Here is a 25,156-nt window from a genome sequence, read left to right as displayed (position 1 = left end):
AGAGGTTCGACATGAGCACGATGATGGAAAAGGGCCGCAGCATCGGCACGACGGCGTGGATCGGCTTGATGGGCCTGTCGCTGGTCTTGTTGGTGGGCAACATTGCGTATGCGACGTACCGCAGCTCCAAGCTGGCCGGCGCGAACGCCAACGCGGCCAGCCTGCAGGTGTTGTCGCAGCAGCTCGCGGTCCAGGGTCGTGAAGCGGTGTCGGGCAAGCCCGAGGCGATCGCGTCCTTCAAGACCACGAAGGGCGAAATCGAAGAAGGCGTCGCCCGCCTGCGCAACGACTACGGCAAGGAAGTCCCGGGCCCGATCGAAAAGGTCGCCGCCACGTGGGCCCCGCTGGGTCGCAGTGCCGACCAGGTGATCGGCGCGGAGAAGACGGTCGTCGAATTCGCCGGCCACGCCGACAAGTTCACCGCCAAGGTCCCGCAGTTGCAGGCGCAGCTCGACGAAGTCGTGCGCGCGATGTCCGCCGGTGGCGCACCCTCCTCGCAGGTCTACATCGCCCTGCGCCAGGTGGTGCTCGCATCCACCATGGCCCAGCGCGTCACGCAGATCCGCGCCGGCGGCGCGACCGCGTCGCTCGCAGGCGACGCGCTCAAGCGCGATACCGACGTGTTCGAAAACGTCCTCAAGGGCCTGCGCGATGGCGGTTCGGCCAACGTGCAGAAGCTGACCAACAACGCTGCGATCAGCTCGCTGGGCCAGGCCAACGTCCTGTGGACGGAAATGAAGAAGGACCTCGACGCGATCCTCGCAGGCTCGGGCAACCTCTTCGCCGCGCAGTCGGCCGCCGCATCGATCACCACCGGTTCGGACGCCCTGCTCGACGACAGCAAGAGCCTGTTCGATGCGCTGACCGCCTTCGGTTCGGTCAAGAGCACCAACCCGATCGGCCACCCGCTCGTCACGCTCGGCTCGGGCGTCGTGCTGGTCATCTCGATCCTCGGCCTGTTGTTCTCCTTGTATCGCGCGCAGCAGAAGCGCTTCGACACCACCAAGGAACTCAACGACCGCAACCAGGAGGCGATCATGCGCCTCCTCGACGAAATGGGTTCGCTCGCAGAAGGCGACCTGACGGTGAAGGCGACGGTCACCGAAGACATGACCGGCGCGATCGCCGACTCGATCAACTTCGCGGTCGAACAGCTCCGCAGCCTCGTGGCGACGATCAACGACACCTCGGTGCAGGTGGCCTCCAGTGCGCAGGAAACGCAGGCGACCGCCATGCACCTGGCCGAAGCCGCCGAACACCAGGCGCAGGAAATCAACTCGGCCTCCGACAAGATCACGGAGATCGCGGCGAGCATCAACCAGGTGTCGCGCAACTCGGCCGAATCGGCGGACGTGGCGCAGCGCTCGGTGCAGATCGCGACCAAGGGCGCCGGCGTCGTGCGCCAGACGATCGCGGGCATGGACTCGATCCGCGACCAGATCCAGGAAACCTCCAAGCGCATCAAGCGCCTGGGCGAAAGCTCGCAGGAAATCGGCTCGATCGTCGAACTGATCAACGACATCTCCGAGCAGACGAACATCCTGGCGCTGAACGCCGCAATTCAGGCGGCCTCCGCCGGTGAAGCGGGCCGCGGCTTCGCGGTCGTGGCGGACGAAGTGCAGCGACTCGCCGAACGCGCGTCCAACGCGACGAAGCGAATCGAAACGCTGGTCCAGACGATTCAGTCCGACACCAACGAAGCGGTGAGTTCGATGGAACAGACGACCTCCGAAGTGGTCGCCGGTGCACGCCTGGCGGAAGACGCGGGTACGGCGCTGGGCGAGATCGAAAAGGTGTCGTCCGACTTGTCGAACCTCATCCAGGGCATTTCGACCGCGGCGCAGCAGCAGTCCGGCGCCGCGGCGAACATCACCGCCACGATGAACACCATTCAGCAGATCACCTCGCAGACCTCGCAGGGCGCGAGCCAGACGGCCGAGTCGATCGGCAACCTGGCCCAGCTCGCTGCCGACCTGCGACGTTCGGTCGCCGACTTCAAGCTGCCCGCCTAAGAACGCGGCAGCTGCTGCAAGGAACCAATCGGCATGACCGCGTTGCGCGACGCCATCGACACCACCACGCTCGGCTGGATCAAGCCGGAGATCGACGAGACCCTGCGCCAGGCGCGCAGGGACATCGAGGCCTTCGCCGAAGATCCCTCCGACACCAACTACATGCGCTTCTGCGCGAGCTTCCTGCACCAGGTGCACGGGACGCTGCGGATGGTGGAGCTGTATGCCCCGGCGATGGTCGCCGAGGAAATGGAGCGCCTCGCGCTCGCCCTGGTCGTTCCGCAAGGTGCGGTCGGCGCGGTGGCGGATCGCGACGAGGCCTGCGCCGCACTGATGCGCGGTGTCGTGCTGCTGCCCGATTACCTCGAGCGTCTGCAGGGCGGCCACAAGGACATTCCGATCGTCCTGCTGCCGCTGCTCAACGAACTGCGTGCGGCGCGCGGTGAAACGGGCCTGAGCGAAAGCGTGCTGTTCGCGCCCAACCTCGACCGCCCGCTGCCCGAAAGCCTGCCCGCGCCGATGGCGCTGCCGCGCCAGAGCCGCCAGCTCATGGCCGGCCAGCAGTTGTCCGCATTGCGCGACGCACTCGCGCAATGGCCGGAAGACGGCACGCCGACCAACATCGGCGGCATCGCGAAGGCGATCGACGGCCTGCTCGAAAGCGCGGACCACGAAGCCACGCGCCGCATGTTGTGGGTGGCCTCGTCGGTCGCCACGGCATTGCGCGATGGCGCGTTGCCCGCGACCAAGGCGCTGCGCCAAGCCTTCGCCGGTGTCGAACGCGAAGCGCGCCACATCTTCGAAGGCGATGGTTTCAACGCCCCGCGCGGCGAACCCACGGCCGAACCGACCCGCCAGTTGCTCTATCACGTCGCCCACAACGAACAGGCGCACAACGCCCTGGATGCGTTGCGCGACACCTTCGACCTGGCCTCGCAAAAGCCGACCGAATCCGAACTCGCACACGCCCGCGGCAGCCTGAGCGGGCGCAATCGCGCGCTGCTCGACACCGTCGCCGCCGCGATCAAGGAAGACCTGCTGCGCGTCAAGGACGCGCTCGACCTGCACCTGCGCACCAAGCAGACCGGCGTCGCCGACCTGCAGCCGCAAGTGGAAGCGCTGAGCCGCGTCGCCGACACGCTCGGCATGATGGGCCTGGGCGTCGCGCGCAACGTCGTGCTGCAACAGCGCGATGCGATGCATGAGATCGTCGCGGGCAACCGTTCCGCCGACGAAGGCGCGCTGCTCGACATCGCCGGCGCGCTGCTTTACGTGGACGCCTCGCTCGACGATCAGGTCGCACGCCTTGGCCGCGCCGACAGCGAAGAGTCGGACACGATCGGTGCCGAATCGCGCAAGGTGCTCGACATCCTGATCCGCGAGGCGATCGCCAACTTCGCCGACGCGCGCCAGGCCTTCGTCGCCTTCGTCGAAACCAGCTGGGACCATTCGCAACTGGTCGACGTGCCGCGCCTGCTCGATGAAGTCGGCGGCGCGCTGCGCATTCTCGAAGTCCCGCAGCCGGCCGAATACCTCAAGGGCGTCGGCCGCTACACGCAGAACGAACTGCTCGCGCGCAAGCGCGTGCCCAACGGCCAGCAGCTCGACACGCTCGCCGACGCGCTCGCTTCCATCGAGTACTACCTCGAAGCGATGCGCGACAAGCGCCCGAACCGAGAAGGCATCCTCGACATCGCGCGTCAGAGCCTGGAGACGCTGCACTACTGGCCGTTGCCGGCGGTGGAAGCGGCGCCCGCGCCGGAAGCCGAAGGGTCGTTTGACATCGGCGCCAGCACCGACGCCGAAGGCGCGATCACGATCGCGTCCGAGCCGACGCAGCGCGTCGCCGCCGACAGTCCGATCGCGTTCGCCTCCGAGCCGACGCAGCCCGTCGCCGAAGCGCCCGTTGCTGCGCACGCACCCGTCGCCACCGGCGCCGCAGGCGGTTTCGAAGCGACCAGCGACGACATCGACGACGAAATCCGCGAGGTCTTCCTCGAGGAATTCGAGGAAGAGATCGGCCATCTCGAATCCATGCTGCCGCTCTGGCGCGCGGCACCGGAAGACAACGACAAGCTGCGTCCGATCCGCCGCGTCTTCCACACGCTCAAGGGGTCGGGCCGCCTCGTCGGCGCGAAGACGCTGGGCGAGTTCAGCTGGAAGATCGAGAACATGCTCAACCGCGTGCTCGATGGCACGCGCCCGCCGAGCGACGCGGTCATCGCGCTCGTCGACCAGGCCTTCTACACGCTGCCGCACCTGCATGCGGCATTGCGCGGCGAAGCGCCGCTGACGGCGGACCTCGCCGGCATCGAAGCGATCGCCGAACGCGTCGCCGCGGGCGAAGAAGTCACTTACGTCGCTTCGGCTGCGCCGATCGCCGAAGTGGCCGCGCCGGTCGCCGACGCCACCGTCGAAACGATCGTCGAAGTCGCAGCCGAACCGATCGTCGTCGCGGACGAAGAACCGACGATCGCCGCGCGGGTCGACCCGGTGCTGCTCGAAATCCTCGGCACCGAAGTGAGTGGACACCTCGTCACCATCGATGCGTGGCTTGCGCAGGCGCAAGCGCACCCGATCGCTGCCAACGACGCGCTGCTGCGCGCGATGCACACGATGAACGGTGCGTTCGCGATGACAGAAGTACCGGCCATCACCAACCTTACCGGTCCCGCCGAAACCTACATCAAGCGCATGCTCGCCGCGCACGCGCTGCCCACGGTGCAGGGTGTCGCCGCGCTGGCCGCGGCCGCCGAAGCGATCCGCCGCACGGTCGATGCGTTGCAGTCCGACACGCCGCGCGTGCCGGTGTTCGAAGCGCTTTCGCGCCAGGTCATGGAACTGCGCGATTCGCTGCCTGAAGCGAAGATGCCGCTGCTGCCGACCGAACCGGTCGAGCTGGAAGCGGCCGAACTCACGGGCAGCATCGATCTGTCGGGGTTCACGGATCTCGCTGGCGAAGCACCGGTCGACACCGGCCTGGTGTTGCAGGACGACGCGGCCGCGCTCGACTCCGCCGAAGTCCCCACGACCGACGACATCGTCGCGTCCGAGGATCTCTCGGCGTTCCTCGATCTAGCGCAGGACATTCCGGTCGACGCCGGCCTGCCGGTCGGCGACGCCGACGAGGAGATCGAAGAAATCGTGCTGGAGGAGATCGTGCTCGACGGCGAGATGGAAACGCCGACGCACGACCAGATGCGCGCCGAACTGACATTCGACGAAGCGTCGATCGAATCGATCACCTTGGAATCGCCCGAGATCGAAGAGATCTCGCTGGCGTCCAGCGACGCTTTGGATGCGGGCACGGCGGATGCGCAGGCCGCGCTGGAAGCCTCGTTGCTCGATGCCGAGCGTCTGGAGGCCGAGCGCCTGGAAGCGGAGCAGCGCCTGCACGCGCTGGAAACCGCGGAGCGCCTGGAAGCCGAACGCGTTGCCTACGAACGCGCCGAAGCCGAACGCATCGAAGCCGAACGCGCCGAAGCAGAACGCGCCGAAGCCGAGCGCGCCGAAGCCGAACGCATCGAAGCCGAACGCGCCGAAGCCGAACGCATCGAAGCCGAACGCATCGAAGCCGAACGCGTCGAAGCCGAACGCGTCGAAGCCGAACGCGTCGAAGCCGAACGCGTCGAAGCCGAACGCGTCGAAGCCGAACGCGTCGAAGCCGAACGCGCCGAAGCCGAACGCGCCGAAGCCGAACGCGCCGAAGCCGAACGCGCCGAAGCCGAACGCGTCGAAGCCGAACGCGTCGAAGCCGAGCGCGTCGAAGCCAAACGCGTGGAAGCCGAACGCGTCGAAGCCGAACGCATTGCGGCCGAAGAAGAAGCCGAATACGCGCGCATCGAAGCCGAAGAGGCAGCGCAACGCGCCGAGCGCGAGCATGCCGCCGCGCAAGCCGCGCAACAGATCGCGCCGGTGGAAGAACCCGCCGTCGACGCCGAATCCGAACCCGCCGTCGCGCAGATGCTCGCCGATGCGATGGCCGGCCACGGCGATCCGGACGAAGCGCTCGACCTCACGGACCTCGATCCCGAACTCGTCGACATCTTCTGCGAAGAAGGCGGCGACCTGCTCGATCATTCCGACGGCCTGCTCGCACAATTGCGCGAAGGCCCGACCGAGCGCGAACACCTGGTCGGCCTGCAGCGCGACCTGCACACGCTCAAGGGCGGCGCGCGCATGGCCGGCATCATGGCCGTGGGCGAACTCGGCCACGCGATGGAATCGCTGCTCGAAGCGGTGGTCGAACATCGCTCCGAACTCGGTCGCGACGGCATTCCGTTGCTCGAACGCGGTTTCGACCGCCTGCATGCGATGGTCACGCGCGTTTCCGAACGTCGTGCGATCTCGATGCCGGATGCGTTGATCGCGCAGTTCGACGCACGCGCCAAGGGCCGCACGTACGAGCCGGAAGCCGAGGCCGCTTACGAACGCCCGGTGCAAACGCCGAAGATCGAACTCAAGCCGCTGTCGGCGCCGGTGGATTCGCAGCCGGCGGGCGACGACGACGACGGCACCGTGCGCGCCCCGCAGGAACAGGTGCGCATCCGCGCCGACCTGCTGGACCGCCTCGTCAACTACGCGGGCGAAGTGGCGATCTACCGCTCGCGCCTGGAACAGCAGCTCGGCGCCTTCCGCGGCGCGATGGGCGAAATGGAACAGACGAACGCGCGACTGCGCGATCAGCTGCGCCGCCTGGACATCGAAACCGAAGCGCAGATCATCGCGCGCTACCAGCGCGAGGACACGGCGGACACGCAGTTCGATCCGCTCGAACTCGACCGCTTCTCCAACCTGCAACAGCTCAGCCGCGGCCTGGCCGAGTCCTCCGCGGACTTGACCTCGCTGCAGGGATCGCTCGAAGACCTCACGCGCCAGTACGAAACGCTGCTGCTCCAGCAGTCGCGCGTGAGCTCGGAACTGCAGGAAGGCCTCATGCGCACGCGCATGGTGCCCTTCGATGCGCTCGTGCCGCGTTTGCGTCGCGTCGTCCGCCAGGCGGCGGGCGAAACCGGCAAGAACGTGCAGCTCAAACTGGAAGGCGCGCAGGGCGAACTCGATCGCAACGTGCTCGAGCGCATGACCGCGCCGTTGGAGCACATGCTCCGCAACGCCGTCGCGCATGGTCTGGAAGCACCGGCCGATCGCAAGAAGCACAAGAAGAACGAAGAAGGCACGATCCGCATCGCGGTGCGCCGCGAAGGGTCGGAAGTCGTGCTGGAAGTCGGCGACGACGGCGCGGGCCTGAATCGCACCGCCATCCGCAAGCGTGCCGAAGAGCGCGGCCTGATCCGCAACGACGCGGTCCTGGCCGATGCCGACCTCGACGCGCTGATCATGGAGCCGGGCTTCTCCACCGCCGACACCGTCAGCCGCCTCGCCGGCCGCGGCGTGGGCATGGACGTGGTGGCCAGCGAAGTCCGCCAGCTCGGCGGCCAGCTGGACATCAAGAGCCGCCACGGCGAGGGCACGACGTTCACCCTGCGCCTGCCGCAGACGCTCGCTGTCACGCAGGCGGTGTTCGTCAAGATCGGCGAAACCACCTACGCGGTCCCGATCGCTTCGGTGCGCGGCGTGGGCCGCATCGGCCGCGAACAGCTTTCGGGCGAAGAGCACTACAGCTACGGCGGCGAAGAGTACGGCCTGCACGATCTGGGCCTGTTGCTCGGCCACGCCGCTGCGAAGGCCGAAGGCCAGTTGCAGATGCCGCTGCTGCTCATCCGATCGGGTGAACTGCGCGCGGCGGTGAGCATCGACCAGGTCGTCGGCAACCGCGAAATCGTGGTGAAGCCGGTGGGCCCGCAGGTGGGTTCGGTGCCGGGCATCTTCGGTGCGACCATCATGGGCGACGGCTCGGTCGTCGTGATCCTCGACGTCGCACCGCTCGTGCGCCGCCAGGCTTCGATGCCGCGCGATGTCGCGCCGGCACCGCAGGTCGAAGCGCGCCGCGTCCCGCTCGTCATGGTGGTCGACGACTCGGTCACGATGCGCAAGGTCACCGGCCGCGTGCTGGAACGCCACAACTTCGAAGTCGCCACCGCGAAGGACGGCGTCGACGCACTCGAGAAACTCGACGAGCGCGTGCCCGACCTGATGCTGCTCGACATCGAAATGCCGCGCATGGACGGTTACGAACTCGCGACCGCGATGAAGGCCGATCCGCGCCTGCGCAACGTGCCGATCATCATGATCACCTCGCGTACCGGCGAGAAGCACCGCCAGCGCGCGTTCGACATCGGCGTGGAGCGTTACCTCGGCAAGCCGTACCAGGAGCACGAATTGCTGCGCAACGTGTTCGAACTGCTCGCCGAACAGGGTGGTCCGCGCAATGGCTGATTCCTCCCCGCGCGTCGCGTTGCTCGCGCGCCCCGGTGAAGCCTGCGAGCGCCTGCGCGCCGCGCTGCGCGAAGCCGGCGGCGACGTGGTGATCGAAGCCGATCCGTCGGTCATCGATCCCGAAGCCCTGCGCATCGCCGCGGTGGAAACAGTGCTCGTCGCGCTGGACCCGGCGGTGGAAGACGCGTTGGAAAAGTTCGACGACGTGCTGGCCGACCGCGCGATCGAAGTGATCTTCGACGAAGCCGATCTCGCCGCGCGCCGCGAAGGTTGGGATGCCGCCCGGTGGGTGCGCCATCTGTCCGCGAAACTGCATCGCCACGACGACGTGCTGCCGCCGGGTCGCGAACCCGACGCCCATGCGTTGCCGCGCCCGGGTCGCCCGGAAAAGCCGGAAGAGCGCCACGCCGACGCCGATATCGCGACCTTCGTGGCCGAAGCCGACGACATCGTCGCGCAGGTGCCACGCGAAGCGGCGATCGGTGCGCCTTTGGTCGAAGCGGTCGAATACGAGATGCCGGCGATCGATGCGGTCGTCGCGATGCCCGAAGTCGAAGCGATCTTCGAGATGCCCGTCGCTGCGGAAACGCAGGAAGACACCTTCTCCTTCGAACTTCCGGATTTCGAGGCGGCGCAACTGGAGGTTGCTGCGACCGCCATTGCGCAGGCACCTGCTGAAGTTGCGTCCGAGTACGGCGCGCTCAGCTTCACCGACGATATCAACGACCTGGATTTCGCCGGCGACACGCCGACGTTCGAAGCCGCGACGCCGTCCTTCCGCGAAACGGCGCAGGACTTCGACAGCTTGCTGCGCGATCTCGGCAACGCACCGTCGGAAGACTTCAGCGCCGTCGAAATGCCCGCCGAGCTTCCCCCCGCGCGCGACTTCGCGCCGAAGGAAGCCCTCCCGAGCATGGGCTTCGACATCGCGCCCATCGATGCGCCACCGACGCCGAAGCAGGCCGAACGTGCGGCGCCCAGCTTCCGCAATCTCTCGCTCGAAGACCTCAGCGACGCGCCCGCGACCCAACGCATCGACGACGCGCCGGTCGCCGCGCAGTTCAAGCAGAACCTCGACGCGCTCGAGCAGAAGATCTCCTCGCTCGCGCTTGCAGGGGTCTCCAACGACGACCATCCCGGCGCGGTGCTCATCCTCGCCGGGATCGGCGGCCCCGATGCGGTGCGCCAGATCCTGACCGCGTTGCCCATCGGCTTCCCGCGTCCGGTGCTCATCAGCCAGCGCCTGGACGGTGGCCGTTACGATCGCCTCGTGCAGCAGATGGCGCGCGCGTCGATCCTGCCGGTGCATCTGGCCGAGGCGAGCACGAAGATCTTCCCGGGCAACGTGTACATCGTGCCGCCCGAGCTCGGCCTGGATGGCTCGCACGGTTTGAATTTCGCGCCCGGGTTCTCGCTGCTCGACGCACTGCCGGCGGAAGACTCCGCCGTGCTGATGCTCAGCGGCGCCGATCCCACGCTCGTCGATGCCGCGATCGCGCACGCCGCGCGCGGCGCGCTCGTCGCCGGCCAATCGCCCGACGGTTGCTATGACGCGGCCGCACCGATGGCGCTGTCCGCACGCGGCGCCACGGCCGCGGCACCCCAGGAACTCGTCCAGTCGCTGCTGCAGCGCTGGCCGGCTTGAACCCAGCGAGAACGAACGCGATGTCCAACGCCCAAGCTGCAGACCATCAAACGCACGACGTCCGGGGCGTGCTCATCCAGATCGCCGGCGGCCGCTTGCTGCTGCCGAACGCGACGATCGCCGAGGTGATGTCCTACGCCGACCCCGAACCGATCGCCAACACGCCCGACTGGATGCTCGGCCGCATCCGCTGGCGCGGCTGGCAGTTGCCGCTGATCGCGTTCGCGCGCTTGTCCGGCATCGCCAGTGGCGAAGCCGGCGGCCTCGGCAGCAAGGTCATCGTGCTCAAGGCGTTGGGTGGCGATTCGAAGGCGCCGTACTTCGCGATGCTGACCCAGGGCTTCCCGCGCCTGGTGACGGTGTCGCGCGAAACCGTGGTGACCGACGCCGGCGACCCCGACGAACAGTTGCCCGAAGGCGTGCAGGCGCGCGTGCTGCTCAACGAGGACCACGCGTTACTGCCGGACCTGGAGCGCGTCGAAGCCTTGATCGGCGAAGCGCTGACGGCGTCGGCCGCCTAACCCAGCCCTCGCCAGGCAAGATCTCCGAACCTCGCCTGCAACGCCGCGATCGCGGCGATGCCGGCCGTCTCCGTTCGCAACACGCGCGGTCCCAGCCGCAGGCCCTTGAAGCCTGCCGCCTGCAACGTCGCGCGATCGCGTTCCGACCATCCGCCTTCCGGGCCGACCGCAAGCACGCACGCGCCGTCGATCGCAGGCATCGTGGCGATCGTGTCCCGCGCTTCGGGATCGAGCAGGAAGCGATGCGGCGACGCGAGCGCGTTCGCGACGCCCGACAAGGCTTGCACGACCGCGATTTCCGGAACCCGCGCGCGGCCACTCTGCTCGCACGCCGAGATCACCACGCTGCGCCAGTGTGCGAGGCGTTTCACCGCGCGCTCGGCTTCCAGTTTCACCTCGCTGCGGTCGCTCTGCACGGGCAGCACCGAAGCGACGCCGAGTTCGGTCGCCTTCTGCAGGATCCAGTCCATCTTTTCCCCGCGCGCGATGCCTTGCACGAGTGCGATGCGCAGCGGCGATTCGTTGTCGACCTCGCGGCGCGCACCGACCTGGACCTCCACGCTACGCTTATTGGCGACCAACAACGACGCCGCATAGTCAGCGCCATCGCCGTTGAACAGCACGCACGCATCGCCTTCCTGCAGGCGCAGCACGCGAACCAGATGCGCGGCGGCATCCTCCGGCAACGAAAGGATGGCGCCCGGCTTCAGCGGCATGTCGACGAACACACGCGTGGTGCGCATCAGGCGGCATCCTTCGTGGCGTGGAAGATGGCCTCGCGCGTCGTGCGCGCGAGCAATTCGAGTTGATCGTCATCGACGCAGTACGGCGGCATCCAATACAGGATGTCACCGAGCGGACGCAAGACGACACCGAGTTCGAGCGCCTTGCGATACGCATGCAGTCCAACGCGCGAGGACGCATCGAACGGCGTGGCCTTGTCGCCGTTCTTCGTGAGTTCGAACGCGAGGATCATCCCGGCCTGGCGCGCATCGGCGACGTGCGGCGATTGCGCCACCGACGCCGCGAGTTCGCCCATGCGCGCAGCCGTCGCGCGATTGCGCACGAGCACGTCGTCTTCGTCGAAGATCGCCTGCGCACGCAAGGCCGCCGCGCACGCGAGCGGATTGCCGGTGTAGCTGTGCGAATGCAGGAAGGCGCGTTCGCGCGAATCGTCGAGGAAGCCGTCGTAGATCGCCTGCGTCGCGAGCACCGCCGCGAGCGGCAGGAAGCCGCCGGTCAAGCCCTTCGACAGACACATCAGGTCCGGTTGGATCGTCGCCTGCTCGCACGCGAAGCGCGTGCCGGTGCGGCCGAAGCCCACCGCGATTTCGTCGGCGATGAGGAAGACGCCATGCGCATCGCAGAGTTCGCGCGCGCGCTTGAGGTAGACCGGATCGTGCATGCGCATGCCGCCGGCACACTGCACGATGGGTTCGAGGATGAGCGCGCAGACTTCGTGGCCGTGGCGTTCGAGAATGTCGCGCAACCCCTCGGCCGCGCGTTCTGCACAATCGACGGGTGTTTCGCCATTGACCGCCAGATAGGCGTCCGGCGACGGCGCGAAGAGGGCTTCGGCCAGCAGCGGCGCATACACGCGCCGATACAGCGGAATATCGCCGACCGCGAGCGCGCCGATGGTTTCGCCGTGATAGCCGTTTTCCAGCGCGATGAACTTCGTGCGCTGCGGCTGCCCGGCATTGCGGAACCAGTGGAACGCCATCTTCAGCGCGACTTCGACGCCCGCCGAGCCGTTGTCGGCGTAGAAGACCTTCGCGAGCGGCGCGCGGCCGGGCTCCCGCGGGGCGAGTGCAAGCAAGCGTTCGGCGAGCGCGACCGCGGGCTCGTGCGTGAAGCCGGCGAGGATCACCTGTTCCAGCGTGCCGGCCTGTTCGGCGATCGCGCGCGCGATGCGCGGCTCGGCGTGGCCGAACAGGTTGGTCCACCAGCTCGATACGGCGTCGAGGTAGCGGCGCCCGTCGGTGCCCACGAGCCACGCGCCTTCGCCCCGCGCGATGGGCACGAGCGGCAGGACCGCGGGGTGTTCGCGCATCTGCGTGCAGGGGTGCCACAGCACCGTCAGGTCGCGCGTTATCATCGGGTCGAAGCTGTCCATAAGTGCATTCTGCGTCCATGACCCGCCGCCTGCCCACCATCCACGGCATCACCGAGCACGACGCCGGCCCCTGGCGCATGGAGCGCCTGGACCTGGAGTTCGACAACGGGGAGCGCCGCCGTTACGAGCGTCTTCACGGCCGCGGCCACGGGGCGGTGATCGTCGTGCCGATGCTCGATGCGGACACCGCGCTGCTGGTGCGCGAATACGCCGCGGGCATGCATCGTTACGAACTGGGCCTGGTGAAGGGCCGCATCGACGCCGGCGAAACGCCCGAACAGGCCGCCGACCGCGAACTGAAGGAAGAAGCCGGCTACGGCGCACGCTCCTTGCAGGTGCTGCGGTCGATCACGCTCGCGCCCACCTACATGAGCCACCAGACGCACCTGGTGCTCGCGCGCGATCTGTACGAAGAACGCCTGCCCGGCGACGAACCCGAGGAACTCGAAGTGATTCCATGGAAGCTCGATGCGCTGGACCAGTTGATCCTGCGCGAGGATTTCTCCGAAGGCCGGTCGATCGCCGCGTTGTTCGTCGTGCGCGAATGGCTGCGCACGCAGGCGGCGAATCGATGATGAAGATCGACGACACGCTGCGCGAAGGCGCGATTCGCCTGGCCGAACAGGCCGCCGTCGCGATCCTCGCGATCTACGAGCAGCCCTTCGATGTCGAGCGCAAGTCCGACCAGAGCCCGTTGACCGCGGCGGATCTCGCCGCGCACCGCATCCTCGTCGAAGGCCTGGAGTCGCTGACGCCCGAGATTCCGGTGTTGTCGGAAGAAGCCGCGGAAGACACGACATGGCACATGCGCCGCGAATGGCGGCGTCTGTGGCTCGTCGACCCGCTCGACGGCACGCGCGAATTCGTTAAGCGCAACGGCGAGTTCTCGGTGAACCTGGCGCTGATCGAAGACGGCGAAGTGATCTTCGGCGTCGTGCAGGCGCCGGTGACGGGCGATCTGTGGCACGCCTCGCGCGGCGGGCCGGCGTTGCATCGGGATGGCGCGCGCGAACGCATGATCGCCTCGCGTCGCCCGGCGACTGCGCCTTTGCGCGTCGCGGCAAGCCGCTCGCATCGCGACGAACGCACCGATGCCTTCATCGCGAAGCTCGGACCGACCGAGCCGTTGGGCCTGGGGTCTTCGCTGAAGTTCTGCCGCCTCGCCGATGGCGGGCTGGATGTGTATCCGCGCTTCGGGCCGACCAGCGAGTGGGATACGGCGGCGGGGCAGATCGTGCTGGAGGCCGCCGGTGGATTGGTCGTCGACCCGAAGGGACGTCCGCTGCGCTACAACCAGCGCGAGACGATCCTCAACGGCGATTTCCTCGCGCTGGGCGATCCGCAATTGCCGTGGCGCGAGTGGCTGGGCGCATGAGCAAGCCGGATATCGATGCGCTGCTGCAGATCATGGCGCGCCTGCGCGATCCGACTGGCGGCTGCCCGTGGGATGTCGAGCAGACCTTCGCGACGATTGCCCCGTATACGGTCGAGGAAGCATACGAAGTCGCCGACGCCATCGATCGCAAGGATCTGCCGGGGCTCCGCGACGAGCTCGGTGATCTGTTGCTACAGGTCGTGTTCCATGCGCGGATGGCGGAAGAGCAGGGCGCGTTCGATTTCGGCGATGTCGTCGCCGCGATCTGCGACAAGATGGTCCGCCGGCATCCGCATGTCTTCGCCGACGCGCAGGTGGGTGATGCGACGGCGCAGACGGTTGCGTGGGAAGAGCACAAACGCCGCGAGCGCGATGCCGCGGGGCATGAGGACACGAGTGCATTGGCCGGCATCGCGCGCGGGTTGCCGGAGTGGCAGCGCGCGGTGAAGCTGCAGCACAAGGCGGCGAAGGTCGGTTTCGATTGGCCGGGGCCCAAGCCTGTGATCGAGAAGTTGCACGAGGAGATCGACGAGGTGCGGGCGGAGTTCGATGCGGTTGCGGCCGATCCCACGGATGCATTCGCGCGGGATCGCCTGGAGGACGAGATCGGGGATCTGTTGTTCGTGTGCGCGAACATCGCGCGGCACGCGAAGGTGGATGTCGGGTCTGCGTTGCGGCGGGCGAATCTGAAGTTCGAGCGGCGGTTCCGGTTGATGGAGGTGATGGCGGCGGCGGAGGGCATCCATCTGTCGACGTTGGACCTGGATGCGCAGGATGCGTATTGGGTGCGTGCGAAGCGGTCGGAGTCGAAATGAAGTTCGCGAGTTTCCGGGAGTTTTATCCGTTTTATCTCGGGGAGCATGCGAACGTGGTGTGCCGGCGGCTGCATTTCGTCGGGAGTTGCGGGGTGTTGGTGTTGTTGGGGGTTGCGATTGCGTCGGGCAATGCGTGGTGGTTGCTTGCGGCGCTTTTCTGCGGGTATGGGTTTGCCTGGGTTGGACACTTTTTCTTCGAACACAATCGGCCTGCGACGTTCAAGCATCCGATCTACTCGTTCGTCGGGGATTGGGTGATGTTTGTCGACGTACTGCGGGGGCGGGTGAAGGTCTGAAGCGTTCACCCGAGCCAAGGAGCCGATCGTTTTCGCCAAAGTGCAAAGCGTTTGTTTTTTTACGCGCCGTCATCACGGCGTTCTTGCTGCACTGCGTCCATGGCCGACGCACTCCCCGACGCGACACACCTCATCCAGTTGCTGCTTCCGCTCAGCGACAACGACGGTAAGCCGTTCGCGAAAGCACGGTTTGATGCGGTGCGGGCGGAACTGATCGCGCAATTCGGGGGCGTCACCGCCTACGTTCGCTCGCCCGCGGTGGGTGCCTGGGACACGGGCGATGGGTCGGTCTCCCGCGACGATGTCATCCTGTTCGAAGTGATGATCGACGGGCTCGACCAGGCATGGTGGGCCGCGTTCAGAGAGAGGATGGAGCGGGATTTCCAGCAGGAAGCGATTCTCCTCCGGGCTACCAGAGTCGAGGTTCTCTAGGGACAGGCTTCGGGCTGAGGTGCCCACACGCGCTCTCAACGATCGGCTGCAAGCACCCCTCTCCCGGTGGAAGAGGGGCTCAAGCGCAACTTATTCCTTCGGCGGCGTGACCTTCTTCGCCTCGCTGCCAAAGTCACCCTGCGCATCCGCCGCCAGGTACGCAAACACCGCGTACGCAGCCACGTTCTGCGCCAACGCCTTCGGATCGATCTTGTCGAGCGTGTCATCCGGCGTGTGGTGATAGTCGAAGTAATCGGTGCCGTCCTGGCGCAACGCAGCCCACGCCATCCCATTGCCCGCGAACGGACTCACGTCGGGGCCCGGCCCACCTTCGCCCGGCGTATACGCAATCCCGAGCGGCGCCAACACATCGGCGATCTGCTTCACCGCACCCAACGCACGCTCCGGCGCACTCGTGCTGAACGCATAAATACGGCCCGCGCCGAAATCGCTTTCCGCCCCGATCTGATGCTTGCGCACATCGGCACCATGCTTCTCCGCATAAGCGCGCCCGCCGAACAGGCCCCGCTCTTCATTGGCGAATGCGACCACGCGAATCGTGCGCGCCGGGCGCTGCTTCATGTCGCCGATCAACTTGCCCGCACCCATCGCGATGGCGACACCCGCGCCGTCGTCGATCGCGCCGGTGCCGAGATCCCACGAATCCAGGTGCCCGCCGATCACGACGACCTCATCGGGCTTGCTGCGACCACGCATCTCGCCGATCACGTTGTACGAAGTCGCATCGCCGCCATAACCGCAATCGAGCGCGACCTTGACCCTGATCGGCTTGCCGAGCGCCACCAGGCGCGAAAGTTGTTCCGCATCCGGCGTCGCCAATGCGGCCGACGGAATCGGCGTCAGGCCGTCGTCGAAATGCGTGATGCCGGTGTGCGGGTTGCGGTGCGAATCGGTGCCCGCCGAGCGCATGAGGTACGCAGATGCCCCGGCCTTGATCGCCGCCGACGGACCCGCGCCGCGAATCTGCGACCCCATGCCGTAACCACTGCCATCCTTCGCGCGCGCCATCGGGACATCGATGAAGGCGATCTTGCCCTTGAGCGAACCGGTCGGCGCGGCCTGCAAGGATTTCAGATCGGCGAAACGCACGACTTCGCCTTCGACCGTGCCGCCGGGGCTGCCGCCGAGCGCGGTCAGCGTCAGCTTTTGCGAATGCTCGCCCAACACTTCCGCGGACTCGCTGTTGCGCACCCACATCGGGAACGTCACCGGTTCGGTCCACACCTTGTCGAAGCCGAGCGACTTGAACTTCGCGACCGCCCACGCGACGGCGCGTGCATCGGCTTCGCTGCCCGCCATGCGCGGGCCGACTTCGGTCGTCAGCGATTCGACGATCTTGTAGCCGGTGTCGTCGTCGATGGCCTTGTCGCGCAGTTGCGTGGCGTGCTGGATGGCAGCCGCGGAAATCGTGGTCGTCTGCGCGGCCGGCGTCGCGGCCTGCGCTGCGGCGAGGGTGGTTGCGAGAACGGTGGCGAGCATCGTCGGGACAAGGCGCATTGCGGACACACCCCTGCTGGCGGAAAGACGTCGAGCGTAGCAGCGGACCCCTGTCCGGCAGGGGTGCCGCTGGTCATGTTCGCGCGTGACCGGAGGCCGCCTACCGCGTCTTGAGCGAATCGCGGATCTCGCGCAGCAGCAGGACCTCTTCGGCCGTCGCTGCTTCCGGCGCCGGGGCGCGTACGCGGTTGTAGGCCTTGAGCACGAGGAAGATCACGAAGGCGATCAGCAGGAAGTCGATGCAGGTCTGCAACACCAGGCCGTACTTGAACGCGACTTCGGGCGTGAGCACTTTGCCTGCGGCATCGGTGACACTCGGGGTAACGACGTATTTCCAGTCGGCAACGCTCGCGCCGCCCGTGATCATCGCGATGATCGGCATGACGATGCCGTCGACCAATGCCGTCACGATCTTGCCGAACGCAGCACCGATGACGACGGCGACCGCGAGGTCGACGACATTGCCGCGTGCAATGAATTCCCTGAACTCCGAGAGCATGCCCATGCGCGTCCTCCCCCGGCGACAGGCCGGTCGGGCGAGGTTAGCGCAGCGGCGGGTCGATGCGGCCGCGGAGGGCGGGCAGGCCGTCGATGCAGGCGGTGAAGACGTCGCCGGGCTGCAATGGGCCCACGCCGGCGGGGGTGCCCATGAAGATCAGGTCCCCGGCTTTCAGCGCGTAGAGCTTCGAGAGCTCGTCGATGATCTCGGGCACGTCCCAGATGCGCTGGTCGAGCGTGGAGGCCTGGCGCTGCGTGCCGTTGACCTCCAGCGAGATGCGCCGTGAAGCCAGGGGCTCGATCGCCTCGGCGCGCACGAGTTCGCCCACCGGCGCGGAGTAGTCGAACCCCTTGCCCGTGTCCCACGGCAGGCCCTTGGCCTTGGCGGCGGATTGCAGGTCGCGGCGCGTCAGGTCGAGGCCGACGGCGTAACCGAACACGCTTGCGCCCTCGCCGAGGGCGACGACGAGTTCGACTTCATGGTGCAGCGCATTCGTGCCCGGCGGGTAGGGCACGACGCCATCGATCACGACGGCATCGGCAGGCTTGGCGAAGAACACCGGCGTGCCGCGTTCGGCCTTCGATGCGGGCACCGCGGCGCCCATTTCCTTCGCGTGGTCGGCGAAGTTGCGGCCGACGCAGTAAACGCGGCGCACGGGGAACGTGCCGCCGCCGCGCACCGGGATGCGCACCGGCGCGGTAGGCGCGACGACGTCGCTCATGGGGCGGGGAGGGCGTGCTTGTCGTTGCGGACGGCGCGATATTCGCCTTCGAGCACGCGCGCGTCGCGCGACACGCGCGCATTGCGCGACTTCCACAGCTTGATCAACAGGCCTGCCGAGATCATCGCGACGCCGACGACGACGCTCACGGCCACCAGCGCGACGAGCAGCGCCACGCCGACCAGGCCGAACAACACGCGCAACCACGGGCGACGCGGCTTGCGCGGCGCGAAGGCGTTGCGGAACGCGGTGGAATCGAAGCGGTGCGTGAAAGCGATCATCGTCGGGGGCCGTGACACAATGCGGCAGTGCCGGGGCGGCGAGTATCCGGCCCCCCTTCGCAAAGCGTGTGAGGACTTCGTTAAATCGTGAACTCCGCCGTCGAACAACGCGACGCACTGCTCCGCTTCGACCAATTGGAAGACGGCGGGCTGCATGAGGTCCAGGCGCAACTGGAGGGCAACGACGCCGAATCCCTGATCCTCCTGCGCGAAGGCGACACCGTGCGCGCCTGGCTCAACGTGTGCCCGCACGCCGGCCGTCGCCTCGACTGGGCGCCGGGCCGCTTCCTGAGGGACAAGCAGGGCTGCCTGGTGTGCGCAGTCCACGGGGCGACGTTCGAGTTGCAGGGCGGGGAATGCATCGCCGGGCCGTGCCGGGGATCGGCATTGCGCACGATCGAGGTCATCGTCAGCGACGGCTTCGTTCGCCTCAAAACATGAGGTTGACCGCCGCCACGATCACGATCAGATAGACCAGCGACAGCGGCGCGCCGAGCTTCCACAAATCCTTCGGCTGATAGCCGGCAGGCCCCGTGATCATCGACATCACCGGGTTCGATGCGGTCATGAAGTTGTTCGATGCCGACATCGCGACAAGCAAAGCGAACGCCGTCGGATTGCCGCCCGCCGCCAAGGCCAGGTTGATCGCCATCGGCACCATGACGATGGTCGCGCCGACGTGGCCGATGACCAGCGAGAACAAGGTGGTCAACACGCAGAGCGCGACCTCGACCACGACCAGTGGCAGGTCCGAGGGCATCTGTTCGATCGTGTGCCCCGCGATCCACGCCGCCGCGCCGCTGGAATCCATCGCCCATCCCAATGGAATGAGGCAGGCCATGACGAAGACCGTCTTCCAACTGATCGCCGCGTAAGCCTCGTCGATGTGCAGCACGCCGGCGACGAGCATGCCAGCCACGCCGGTCATCAGCGCGATCGAGACCGGGATGCGCGTGGACAGCGCGAGCAACATCGTCACCACGAAGATGCCGATCGCGAGCTTGAACTTGTGCGGCCGCTGCTCGCCCTTCGGGTAGTCGGTGACGACCACGAAATCCTTGTTCTCCGCGGCCTGCGCGAGGTCCTGCCAAATGCCGTGCAGCACCAGCATGTCGCCGGCGCGCAGGCCGAGCTGGCGCACGTTTTCGCGATGCACGGTCTTGTCGCGGTTCACCGCCAGCAGGCTGATGCCGTATTGCTTGCGCAGCTGCAGTTCGGCCTGCGACTTGCCGATGTATTGCGAGGTCGGCGGGACGACGGCTTCGGCGATGCCCGCGCGGCTCGGATTGAACAGGTCGCCGAAGGTGCGCAGGCGCGTGCTCATGCGCAGGAAGTGGTTTTGCGCGAAATCGGCGACGACCTGGCGACTGCCCATCGCGCCGATCACGCTGCCCACCCAGATGCGCGCATCCGCCGGGGGGGCGAGGCGCGATTCGTTGCCGGTCTTCAGCGCGAGCAGCAGCGGTGCGCCGCGTTGCGCTTCGGCTTCGCCGAGCGACATGCCCACCAGCGGGCTGTCGGCGGACACCGTGAGTTCGTAGACATCGCCTTCGATGCCGTAGGCCTGCGCGAAGTAACTCTGCGTGCGCGCAGGCGTGACGCCGCGGTCGATGTCGTACTGCTCCAGGCGCTTGTCGCCGAAGAAGCGGAAATACAACAACCCCGATCCGAGCAGCGCCAGGCCGATCGGCATCGGCGCGAACATGTGCAGCGGTTCGAGCGTCGCCGCACCGGACGGCAGGTTGGCGTTCGAAGACACCAGCAGGTCGTTGAGCAGGATCAGCGGCGAGGTACCGACCATCGTCAGCGAGCCGCCCATCACGATGGCGACGGCCAATGGCAGCAGGAAGCGCGACAACGGCAGGCCGGTGCGCGAACTCAGTCGCGATGCGACCGGTAGATACAACGCCATCACCGACGGATTCTGCATGAACGAGGAGTTGAGGCCGGCCACCGTGTTCGTGAGCAGCAGCAGGCGTTCTTCCCTGCCGCGCGAGCGCCGCAACAACCAGGCCGCGAGCCGATTGAGCGCGCCGGTGCGATCCAGCCCCGCGCCGAGGATCATCGTGGAAATGACCGAGATGACCGCGTTACCGGAGAAACCGCCGAAGAGGTCTTCCGGCGCGACCAGGCCGGTGAGGCCGAGCAACACGAGCACGACGAGCGCGACGACGTCCGCGCGGATGCGTTCGAACAGGAACATCACCATCGTGAAGCCCACCAGCCCGAGCACGAGCTTCATGTCGGTGGTGAGCATCAACGCGGTGTCGTTCACGCGTTCGTTTCCCCCGTCGCGCGGTCGTAGATCAGATCCCAAACCCCATGCCCGAGCTTCTGGCCGCGCGTCTCGAAGTGCGTCTGCGGACGCCATTCGGGGCGGGGCACCGTCCCGCGCGGGCCGGCGCGATTGGCCAGCCCGGGGGTCGCATCGAGCACGTCCCACATCTGCTCGGCATAGTCCTGCCAATCGGTCGCAAGGTGCAAGCGCCCCGTGGGCGCGAGCTTGCGCACGAGCAGCGCGGCGAAGGCGGGATTCACCAGGCGCCGTTTGTTGTGGCGCTTCTTGTGCCACGGGTCGGGGAAATAGATGCGGACTTCGTCGAGCGACGCGTCGGCGATCTCATGTTCGAGCACTTCGACCGCGTCGTGGTGGTACAGGCGCACGTTGCGTGCGTCGTCGGCGGCCAGTGCGTTGAGCAGGCGGCCGACGCCGGGCGCGTGGACTTCGATGCCGACCAGGTCGCGATCGGGATCGCGCGCGGCGGCGTAGCGCAGCGCCTCGCCGTTGCCGAAGCCGATCTCCAGCACGCGCGGCGCGTGGCGACCGAAGGCCGCGTCGAAATCGCGCGGCGTGCCGGCGTAATCGAGGCCGAAGCGCGGCCATTGTTCGTCGAACGCGCGCTGCTGCGCAGGCGTGAAGCGCCCCTGCCGCAGCACGAAGCTGCGAACCTTGCGGTTGCCAGGTTCCTTGGTGAAGGGCTTGTTTTCGATGGGATCGGCTGGCATCGACAGGGCAATCAACCGATCAGGCCATCCACGGGGCTCGACGCCGACGCGTAACGCTTGCGCGGAATGCGGCCGGCGCGGAAGGCGGCGCGGCCGGCTTCGACGGCGAGCTTCATCGCATGCGCCATCAGGATCGGGTCCTTCGCGCCGGCGATCGCGGTGTTCATCAGCACGCCGTCGCAGCCCAGTTCCATTGCGATCGACGCGTCCGAGGCGGTGCCCACGCCGGCGTCGACGATGATCGGGACCTTCGCGTTCTCGACGATCTCGATCAGGTTGTACTTGTTCTGCACGCCCAGGCCCGAACCGATGGGCGCGGCCAGCGGCATCACCGCGACGCAACCAATCTCCTCCAGGCGCTTGGCGAGAATGGGGTCGTCGGAGGTGTAGACCATGACGTCGAAGCCATCGGCGACGAGGCGCTCGGCGGCGGCGAGCGTCTGCACGACATCGGGATACAACGTGCGCGCATCGCCGAGCACTTCGAGCTTCACCAGCTTGTGGCCGTCGAGCAGCTCGCGCGCCAGGCGGCAGGTGCGCACCGCATCGTCGGCGGTGTAACAGCCGGCGGTGTTGGGCAATAGCGTGAAGTGTTCGGGGGGCAGGGCGTCGAGCAGGTTCGGCGCGTTCGGGTCCTGGCCGAGGTTCATGCGGCGGATCGCGACGGTGACGATTTGCGCGCCGGCTGCGTCGGTCGCCCGGCGGGTCTCGTCGAAATCCTTGAACTTGCCCGTACCGGTGAGCAGGCGGGAACGATAACGGCGGCCCGCGACGACCAAGGCGTCGTCGGTCGCGAAGTCTGGGGTGTCTTGCATCCGTGAATGGTAACGCCGTTCGTCGGTCGAAGCGCTCCGGGGATCGTCAATCGTGGGGATTTGCACACGGGGTGTCCTGTGTTCACCGAGTGCCGCGTAAGGCTGGAGGAGTGGCATCGATTACGAAGGCGAGCTCACCCCTGACTCGACCGACGGATCCCGCCGCTGCGCGCGATGCCCATCGCGCGGTACGCCACGGCACACCCGCGCGAAAGCCGGGGTCGCAAAGCTACGGGTCCTCCGGCACTCCCCCTGCCGCGGACAGCCGGGTTCCCGATACCGCCCGATGGTGTCATCGCGCGTCTTTTTTTCTACCCGCCGCCGAGCGCGTGGACCACTTCGACGCGGTCCCCTTCGGCGAGCGCATGCGTCGCGTGCGCCCCGCGCGGCACGATCTCACCGTTGACCTCCACCGCCACGCGACGGCCGGCGAGGCCTTCGGCTTCCAATAGCGCGGCGATCGTGGCACCCGAGGGCAGGGGCCGGTTCGTTCCGTTGAGCAGAATGTCCATCCGCGCATTCTCGCGCGGAGCGTGGCAGAGTTCACGCACCATACCCACCCGTTTGCCCGGAGCGTTCGATGAAGCAGGCCTTCAAGCCCGTCCGCAGTCTCCTTGCCGCCGCCCTCGCGTTCGCCGCTCTGCCTGCTGCGGCGCAGACCTACACGCAGACCGTGTTCTTCGGCGACAGCCTCACCGACGCGGGCTGGTTCCGCCCGGCGCTGGTCCAGGTCGGCGGGCCGCAGGCCGGGATCCTCGGCAGGTTCTCCACCAACCCGACGCTGGTCTGGTCGGAATACCTGGCCGACTACTACGGCACGAATGCGGCCAGCGCCAACCAGGGCGGCACCAACTGGGCGGTCGGCGGTGGGCGCACGGGCACCGACGATGTCGGCGCGCTGGGCGCGATTCCCTCCATGAGCACGCAGATCAACAGGTACCTGGCATCGACCGGCGGCATCGCGGATTCGCGCGGGCTGTACACGGTGTGGGGCGGCGCCAACGACCTGCTCGCGATCGCCAGCGGCGCGCCCGCACAGGCGACGATGGCCCAGGCGGTTGGTGCGCAGGTCGGCAACGTGGCAACGCTGACCGGCGCCGGCGCGAAGTACATCCTCGTGCCGACGGTGCCGGATCTCGGCGCGACGCCGGCGTTCGCCGCACAGGGCCCCGCGGGTGCGGCCGGCGGCACGGCGTTGTCGACGACGTACAACGCCGCACTGTTCTCGACGCTGTCGTCGCAGGGCCTGCGCGTCATTCCGCTCGACACCTTCAACCTGCTGCATGAAATCATCGCCTCGCCGCAGGCCTACGGATTCTCCAACACCATCGGCGTGGCGTGCACCACCGCGTCGTCGGTGACGTGCAACCCGGGCTCCCTGGTCTCGCCGGATGCGGCCAACACCTACCTGTTCGCCGACGGCGTGCATCCCACGGGGAACGCACACGCGATCCTCGGCCAGTACGCCATTTCGATTCTCGAAGCGCCGCGCCAGATCGCATTGCTGCCCTACACCGAGCAACTGATCGGCAAATCGCGCGCGGAAATGGTCGCCTCGCACATGCCGGTCAAGCCGGCCGAAGACGGCGCGCACTGGTGGGCGAACCTGCGCGGCGACACGCAGCGTTACGACGACTCCCCTGGCGATTACGACGGCACCGGTCCTTCGCTGCTGTTCGGCGTCGACTGGGCCAGCGGCGACATCGTGTACGGCGGCTTCGCCGGCTTCGGCCGCAACGATTTCGACTACGGCCACCGCATGGGCGACTTCTCGCAGGACGACGCCACCATCGGCGGCTTCGTCGGCTGGTTCTCCGGCACCGTGTGGGTCAATGCGCAGTTGAGCTGGACGAAGACCAGCTACGACGTCACGCGCAACGTGCAGCTCGGACCGGTCCTGCGCAGCTACGAAGGCTCGCCCGACGGCGACAATCTCTCGTTCGGTGCGTCGGCGGGTTGGGATTTCCACGCCGGTTCGCTCGTGCATGGCCCGGTCGTCTCGGTGCTCTCGCAGCAGATCGATGTCGACGGCTATGCCGAAAACCGCATCGACTCCGCGGGCCTGGCGTATCCCGACCAGAGTTACGACTCGCTCGTCGGCGCCGCTGGCTGGCAGGCGCGCTTCGAGATCTCGCCGACGGCCGTGCCGTACGCGAAGTTCACCTGGGAACACGAGTTCGAAGACGCGCCGGAAGAAGCGTTCGCGCAGTCGCTCACCATCGCCGGCACGCTGCCCTACGCCGTGCCGAACATCGAACACGACGAGAACTACGGCACGCTGGTGTTCGGCGTGCGCACGCAGCTCTGGGGCGTGGACACCGACATCGGTGCGACGGCGAGCGTCGGCCAGGAGAACGGTGACAACGCGACGGTGTTCGTGAGCGTGGGCAAGCGGTTCTGATTGAAAGCGACGTCGCTGGAAAAAACGAGGCCCGCGCAAGCGGGCCTCGTTCGTTTCGAACCAAATGATCGGCGAGTGCGACGCTTGCTTCGCACCCACCAATGCACGCTCGGGCAAATGCCCCCGATCGAAGCGACCCGCAAGGCGGCGCGTCAATGACGTAGGCCCTCATACAGCGCCCGCGACCCCCCAAACAAAAACGACGGCGCAAGGCCGTCGTTAGGAAGGTTGGAGCGGGTGATGGGAATCGAACCCACGCTAGCAGCTTGGGAAGCTGCAGTTCTACCATTGAACTACACCCGCGACAGGCGCGAGTCTATGCCGCGGGGCAGGCGGCTGGCAACGCGGCGGGTCGCCGATTCCCGTT

Annotated in this window: 22 protein-coding genes, 1 tRNA gene, 1 pseudogene and 1 riboswitch; of the genes and pseudogenes, 12 read left to right on the top strand and 12 right to left on the bottom strand. The window is 67.2% G+C overall.

Annotated elements, in window-relative coordinates; translation table 11 throughout:
- Positions 1 to 11 precede the first annotated feature (11 nt).
- Positions 12 to 2,012, top strand: a complete 2,001-nt coding sequence (locus ACXJJ8_RS11190; protein WP_499029937.1) for a methyl-accepting chemotaxis protein — start codon at positions 12 to 14, stop codon at positions 2,010 to 2,012.
- 33 nt (positions 2,013 to 2,045) lie between these two features.
- Positions 2,046 to 4,766, top strand: a pseudogene (locus tag ACXJJ8_RS11185) (FimL-related protein); the annotation flags it as partial.
- A 487-nt stretch (positions 4,767 to 5,253) separates the two neighbouring features.
- Here the strand turns inward: ACXJJ8_RS11185 and ACXJJ8_RS11180 are convergent.
- Positions 5,254 to 5,844 (bottom strand): pentapeptide repeat-containing protein, encoded by a 591-nt coding sequence (locus ACXJJ8_RS11180; RefSeq protein ID WP_499030544.1) that lies wholly within the window; start codon positions 5,842 to 5,844, stop codon positions 5,254 to 5,256.
- Between the two features lie 131 nt (positions 5,845 to 5,975).
- Here ACXJJ8_RS11180 and ACXJJ8_RS11175 point away from each other — a divergent pair, with 131 nt between their 5' ends.
- The 3 genes from ACXJJ8_RS11175 to ACXJJ8_RS11165 are packed head-to-tail and all read left to right on the top strand — an operon-like array spanning position 5,976 to position 10,514.
- Positions 5,976 to 8,348, top strand: a complete 2,373-nt coding sequence (locus tag ACXJJ8_RS11175; protein ID WP_499030542.1) for a response regulator — start codon at positions 5,976 to 5,978, stop codon at positions 8,346 to 8,348.
- The gene (locus ACXJJ8_RS11170) at positions 8,341 to 9,993 is read left to right on the top strand and encodes a chemotaxis protein CheB (protein WP_499029934.1); all 1,653 of its coding nucleotides are present in this window, start codon (positions 8,341 to 8,343) and stop codon (positions 9,991 to 9,993) included. The genes ACXJJ8_RS11175 and ACXJJ8_RS11170 overlap by 8 nt, the downstream gene beginning before the upstream one ends.
- 20 nt (positions 9,994 to 10,013) lie before the next feature.
- Positions 10,014 to 10,514, top strand: a complete 501-nt coding sequence (locus ACXJJ8_RS11165) for a chemotaxis protein CheW (protein WP_499029931.1) — start codon at positions 10,014 to 10,016, stop codon at positions 10,512 to 10,514.
- Here ACXJJ8_RS11165 and ACXJJ8_RS11160 read toward each other — a convergent pair.
- On the bottom strand, positions 10,511 to 11,257 hold the full coding sequence (locus ACXJJ8_RS11160) for a 16S rRNA (uracil(1498)-N(3))-methyltransferase (protein ID WP_499029928.1): 747 nt from the start codon (positions 11,255 to 11,257) through the stop codon (positions 10,511 to 10,513). The genes ACXJJ8_RS11165 and ACXJJ8_RS11160 overlap by 4 nt on opposite strands.
- On the bottom strand, positions 11,257 to 12,630 hold the full coding sequence (gene bioA / locus ACXJJ8_RS11155; protein ID WP_499029925.1) for an adenosylmethionine--8-amino-7-oxononanoate transaminase: 1,374 nt from the start codon (positions 12,628 to 12,630) through the stop codon (positions 11,257 to 11,259). Before bioA ends, ACXJJ8_RS11160 begins: the two co-directional genes overlap by 1 nt.
- Positions 12,631 to 12,647: 17 nt before the next feature.
- On the opposite strand from bioA, the gene nudE reads away from it, so the two are divergent.
- The 5 genes from nudE (at position 12,648) to ACXJJ8_RS11130 (ending at position 15,548) form a co-directional block, all read left to right on the top strand.
- Entirely contained in the window at positions 12,648 to 13,205 is a 558-nt protein-coding gene (gene nudE / locus ACXJJ8_RS11150; protein ID WP_499029923.1) for an ADP compounds hydrolase NudE, read from the top strand.
- The gene (gene cysQ / locus ACXJJ8_RS11145; protein WP_499030540.1) at positions 13,202 to 14,005 is read left to right on the top strand and encodes a 3'(2'),5'-bisphosphate nucleotidase CysQ; all 804 of its coding nucleotides are present in this window, start codon (positions 13,202 to 13,204) and stop codon (positions 14,003 to 14,005) included. The genes nudE and cysQ overlap by 4 nt, the downstream gene beginning before the upstream one ends.
- Positions 14,002 to 14,820 carry a nucleoside triphosphate pyrophosphohydrolase gene (mazG, locus tag ACXJJ8_RS11140; RefSeq protein WP_499029920.1) on the top strand — a complete coding sequence of 273 codons (819 nt, stop codon included), beginning with the start codon at positions 14,002 to 14,004 and terminating at the stop codon, positions 14,818 to 14,820. The genes cysQ and mazG overlap by 4 nt, the downstream gene beginning before the upstream one ends.
- The gene (locus ACXJJ8_RS11135) at positions 14,817 to 15,116 is read left to right on the top strand and encodes an Mpo1-like protein (RefSeq protein WP_499029917.1); all 300 of its coding nucleotides are present in this window, start codon (positions 14,817 to 14,819) and stop codon (positions 15,114 to 15,116) included. Before mazG ends, ACXJJ8_RS11135 begins: the two co-directional genes overlap by 4 nt.
- Before the next feature lie 99 nt (positions 15,117 to 15,215).
- The gene (locus tag ACXJJ8_RS11130) at positions 15,216 to 15,548 is read left to right on the top strand and encodes a hypothetical protein (protein ID WP_499029914.1); all 333 of its coding nucleotides are present in this window, start codon (positions 15,216 to 15,218) and stop codon (positions 15,546 to 15,548) included.
- 90 nt (positions 15,549 to 15,638) lie between these two features.
- On the opposite strand, the gene ACXJJ8_RS11125 is transcribed toward ACXJJ8_RS11130, so the two are convergent.
- The 4 genes from ACXJJ8_RS11125 to ACXJJ8_RS11110 form a co-directional block, all read right to left on the bottom strand.
- Positions 15,639 to 17,066 carry a M28 family peptidase gene (locus tag ACXJJ8_RS11125; protein WP_499029911.1) on the bottom strand — a complete coding sequence of 476 codons (1,428 nt, stop codon included), beginning with the start codon at positions 17,064 to 17,066 and terminating at the stop codon, positions 15,639 to 15,641.
- A 100-nt stretch (positions 17,067 to 17,166) separates the two neighbouring features.
- Positions 17,167 to 17,571, bottom strand: a complete 405-nt coding sequence (gene mscL / locus ACXJJ8_RS11120; protein ID WP_499029908.1) for a large conductance mechanosensitive channel protein MscL — start codon at positions 17,569 to 17,571, stop codon at positions 17,167 to 17,169.
- A 37-nt stretch (positions 17,572 to 17,608) separates the two neighbouring features.
- Positions 17,609 to 18,286 carry a fumarylacetoacetate hydrolase family protein gene (locus ACXJJ8_RS11115; protein WP_499029905.1) on the bottom strand — a complete coding sequence of 226 codons (678 nt, stop codon included), beginning with the start codon at positions 18,284 to 18,286 and terminating at the stop codon, positions 17,609 to 17,611.
- Positions 18,283 to 18,567 (bottom strand): hypothetical protein, encoded by a 285-nt coding sequence (locus ACXJJ8_RS11110; RefSeq protein ID WP_499029902.1) that lies wholly within the window; start codon positions 18,565 to 18,567, stop codon positions 18,283 to 18,285. Before ACXJJ8_RS11110 ends, ACXJJ8_RS11115 begins: the two co-directional genes overlap by 4 nt.
- Before the next feature lie 87 nt (positions 18,568 to 18,654).
- On the opposite strand from ACXJJ8_RS11110, the gene ACXJJ8_RS11105 reads away from it, so the two are divergent.
- Positions 18,655 to 19,008, top strand: coding sequence for a Rieske (2Fe-2S) protein (locus tag ACXJJ8_RS11105; protein WP_499029901.1), 354 nt, complete (start codon positions 18,655 to 18,657; stop codon positions 19,006 to 19,008).
- Here the strand turns inward: ACXJJ8_RS11105 and ACXJJ8_RS11100 are convergent.
- The 4 genes from ACXJJ8_RS11100 to thiS form a co-directional block, all read right to left on the bottom strand.
- A complete protein-coding gene (locus ACXJJ8_RS11100; RefSeq protein ID WP_499030537.1) occupies positions 18,998 to 20,824 on the bottom strand; it encodes an SLC13 family permease in 1,827 nt (608 codons plus the stop codon). The genes ACXJJ8_RS11105 and ACXJJ8_RS11100 overlap by 11 nt on opposite strands.
- 14 nt (positions 20,825 to 20,838) lie before the next feature.
- Entirely contained in the window at positions 20,839 to 21,573 is a 735-nt protein-coding gene (trmB, locus tag ACXJJ8_RS11095; protein WP_499029898.1) for a tRNA (guanosine(46)-N7)-methyltransferase TrmB, read from the bottom strand.
- Positions 21,574 to 21,584: 11 nt separating this feature from the next.
- Positions 21,585 to 22,388, bottom strand: a complete 804-nt coding sequence (locus ACXJJ8_RS11090) for a thiazole synthase (protein ID WP_499029895.1) — start codon at positions 22,386 to 22,388, stop codon at positions 21,585 to 21,587.
- A 187-nt stretch (positions 22,389 to 22,575) separates the two neighbouring features.
- Positions 22,576 to 22,666: riboswitch (cyclic di-GMP riboswitch) on the top strand.
- Positions 22,667 to 22,699: 33 nt separating this feature from the next.
- Positions 22,700 to 22,900: a sulfur carrier protein ThiS gene (gene thiS / locus ACXJJ8_RS11085; RefSeq protein ID WP_499029893.1), complete on the bottom strand. Its 201-nt coding sequence runs from the start codon at positions 22,898 to 22,900 to the stop codon at positions 22,700 to 22,702.
- Between the two features lie 68 nt (positions 22,901 to 22,968).
- Between thiS and ACXJJ8_RS11080 the strand changes: the two genes are divergently transcribed.
- Positions 22,969 to 24,789, top strand: coding sequence for an autotransporter domain-containing protein (locus ACXJJ8_RS11080; RefSeq protein ID WP_499029891.1), 1,821 nt, complete (start codon positions 22,969 to 22,971; stop codon positions 24,787 to 24,789).
- Positions 24,790 to 25,018: 229 nt separating this feature from the next.
- On the opposite strand, the gene ACXJJ8_RS11075 is transcribed toward ACXJJ8_RS11080, so the two are convergent.
- Positions 25,019 to 25,092: transfer RNA gene (locus tag ACXJJ8_RS11075), tRNA-Gly, on the bottom strand.
- Between the last annotated feature and the right edge of the window lie 64 nt (positions 25,093 to 25,156).

Source organism: Lysobacter sp. P5_C4 (assembly GCF_054049695.1).
Note: the sequence above shows the minus strand (reverse complement) of the source record. Positions and strands in the feature narration are given on the sequence as shown.

Excerpts from the sequence above, each read along its gene's own strand:
- ACXJJ8_RS11190 (WP_499029937.1), top strand. The coding sequence starts at position 12 with ATGAGCACGATGATGGAAAAGGGCCGCAGCATCGGCACGACGGCGTGG.
- ACXJJ8_RS11175 (WP_499030542.1), top strand. The coding sequence starts at position 5,976 with ATGCTCGCCGATGCGATGGCCGGCCACGGCGATCCGGACGAAGCGCTC.
- ACXJJ8_RS11170 (WP_499029934.1), top strand. The coding sequence starts at position 8,341 with ATGGCTGATTCCTCCCCGCGCGTCGCGTTGCTCGCGCGCCCCGGTGAA.
- ACXJJ8_RS11165 (WP_499029931.1), top strand. The coding sequence starts at position 10,014 with ATGTCCAACGCCCAAGCTGCAGACCATCAAACGCACGACGTCCGGGGC.
- ACXJJ8_RS11160 (WP_499029928.1), bottom strand. The coding sequence starts at position 11,257 with ATGCGCACCACGCGTGTGTTCGTCGACATGCCGCTGAAGCCGGGCGCC.
- bioA (WP_499029925.1), bottom strand. The coding sequence starts at position 12,630 with ATGGACAGCTTCGACCCGATGATAACGCGCGACCTGACGGTGCTGTGG.
- nudE (WP_499029923.1), top strand. The coding sequence starts at position 12,648 with ATGACCCGCCGCCTGCCCACCATCCACGGCATCACCGAGCACGACGCC.
- cysQ (WP_499030540.1), top strand. The coding sequence starts at position 13,202 with ATGATGAAGATCGACGACACGCTGCGCGAAGGCGCGATTCGCCTGGCC.
- mazG (WP_499029920.1), top strand. The coding sequence starts at position 14,002 with ATGAGCAAGCCGGATATCGATGCGCTGCTGCAGATCATGGCGCGCCTG.
- ACXJJ8_RS11135 (WP_499029917.1), top strand. The coding sequence starts at position 14,817 with ATGAAGTTCGCGAGTTTCCGGGAGTTTTATCCGTTTTATCTCGGGGAG.
- ACXJJ8_RS11130 (WP_499029914.1), top strand. The coding sequence starts at position 15,216 with ATGGCCGACGCACTCCCCGACGCGACACACCTCATCCAGTTGCTGCTT.
- ACXJJ8_RS11125 (WP_499029911.1), bottom strand. The coding sequence starts at position 17,066 with ATGCGCCTTGTCCCGACGATGCTCGCCACCGTTCTCGCAACCACCCTC.
- mscL (WP_499029908.1), bottom strand. The coding sequence starts at position 17,571 with ATGGGCATGCTCTCGGAGTTCAGGGAATTCATTGCACGCGGCAATGTC.
- ACXJJ8_RS11115 (WP_499029905.1), bottom strand. The coding sequence starts at position 18,286 with ATGAGCGACGTCGTCGCGCCTACCGCGCCGGTGCGCATCCCGGTGCGC.
- ACXJJ8_RS11110 (WP_499029902.1), bottom strand. The coding sequence starts at position 18,567 with ATGATCGCTTTCACGCACCGCTTCGATTCCACCGCGTTCCGCAACGCC.
- ACXJJ8_RS11100 (WP_499030537.1), bottom strand. The coding sequence starts at position 20,824 with ATGCTCACCACCGACATGAAGCTCGTGCTCGGGCTGGTGGGCTTCACG.
- trmB (WP_499029898.1), bottom strand. The coding sequence starts at position 21,573 with ATGCCAGCCGATCCCATCGAAAACAAGCCCTTCACCAAGGAACCTGGC.
- ACXJJ8_RS11090 (WP_499029895.1), bottom strand. The coding sequence starts at position 22,388 with ATGCAAGACACCCCAGACTTCGCGACCGACGACGCCTTGGTCGTCGCG.
- thiS (WP_499029893.1), bottom strand. The coding sequence starts at position 22,900 with ATGGACATTCTGCTCAACGGAACGAACCGGCCCCTGCCCTCGGGTGCC.
- ACXJJ8_RS11080 (WP_499029891.1), top strand. The coding sequence starts at position 22,969 with ATGAAGCAGGCCTTCAAGCCCGTCCGCAGTCTCCTTGCCGCCGCCCTC.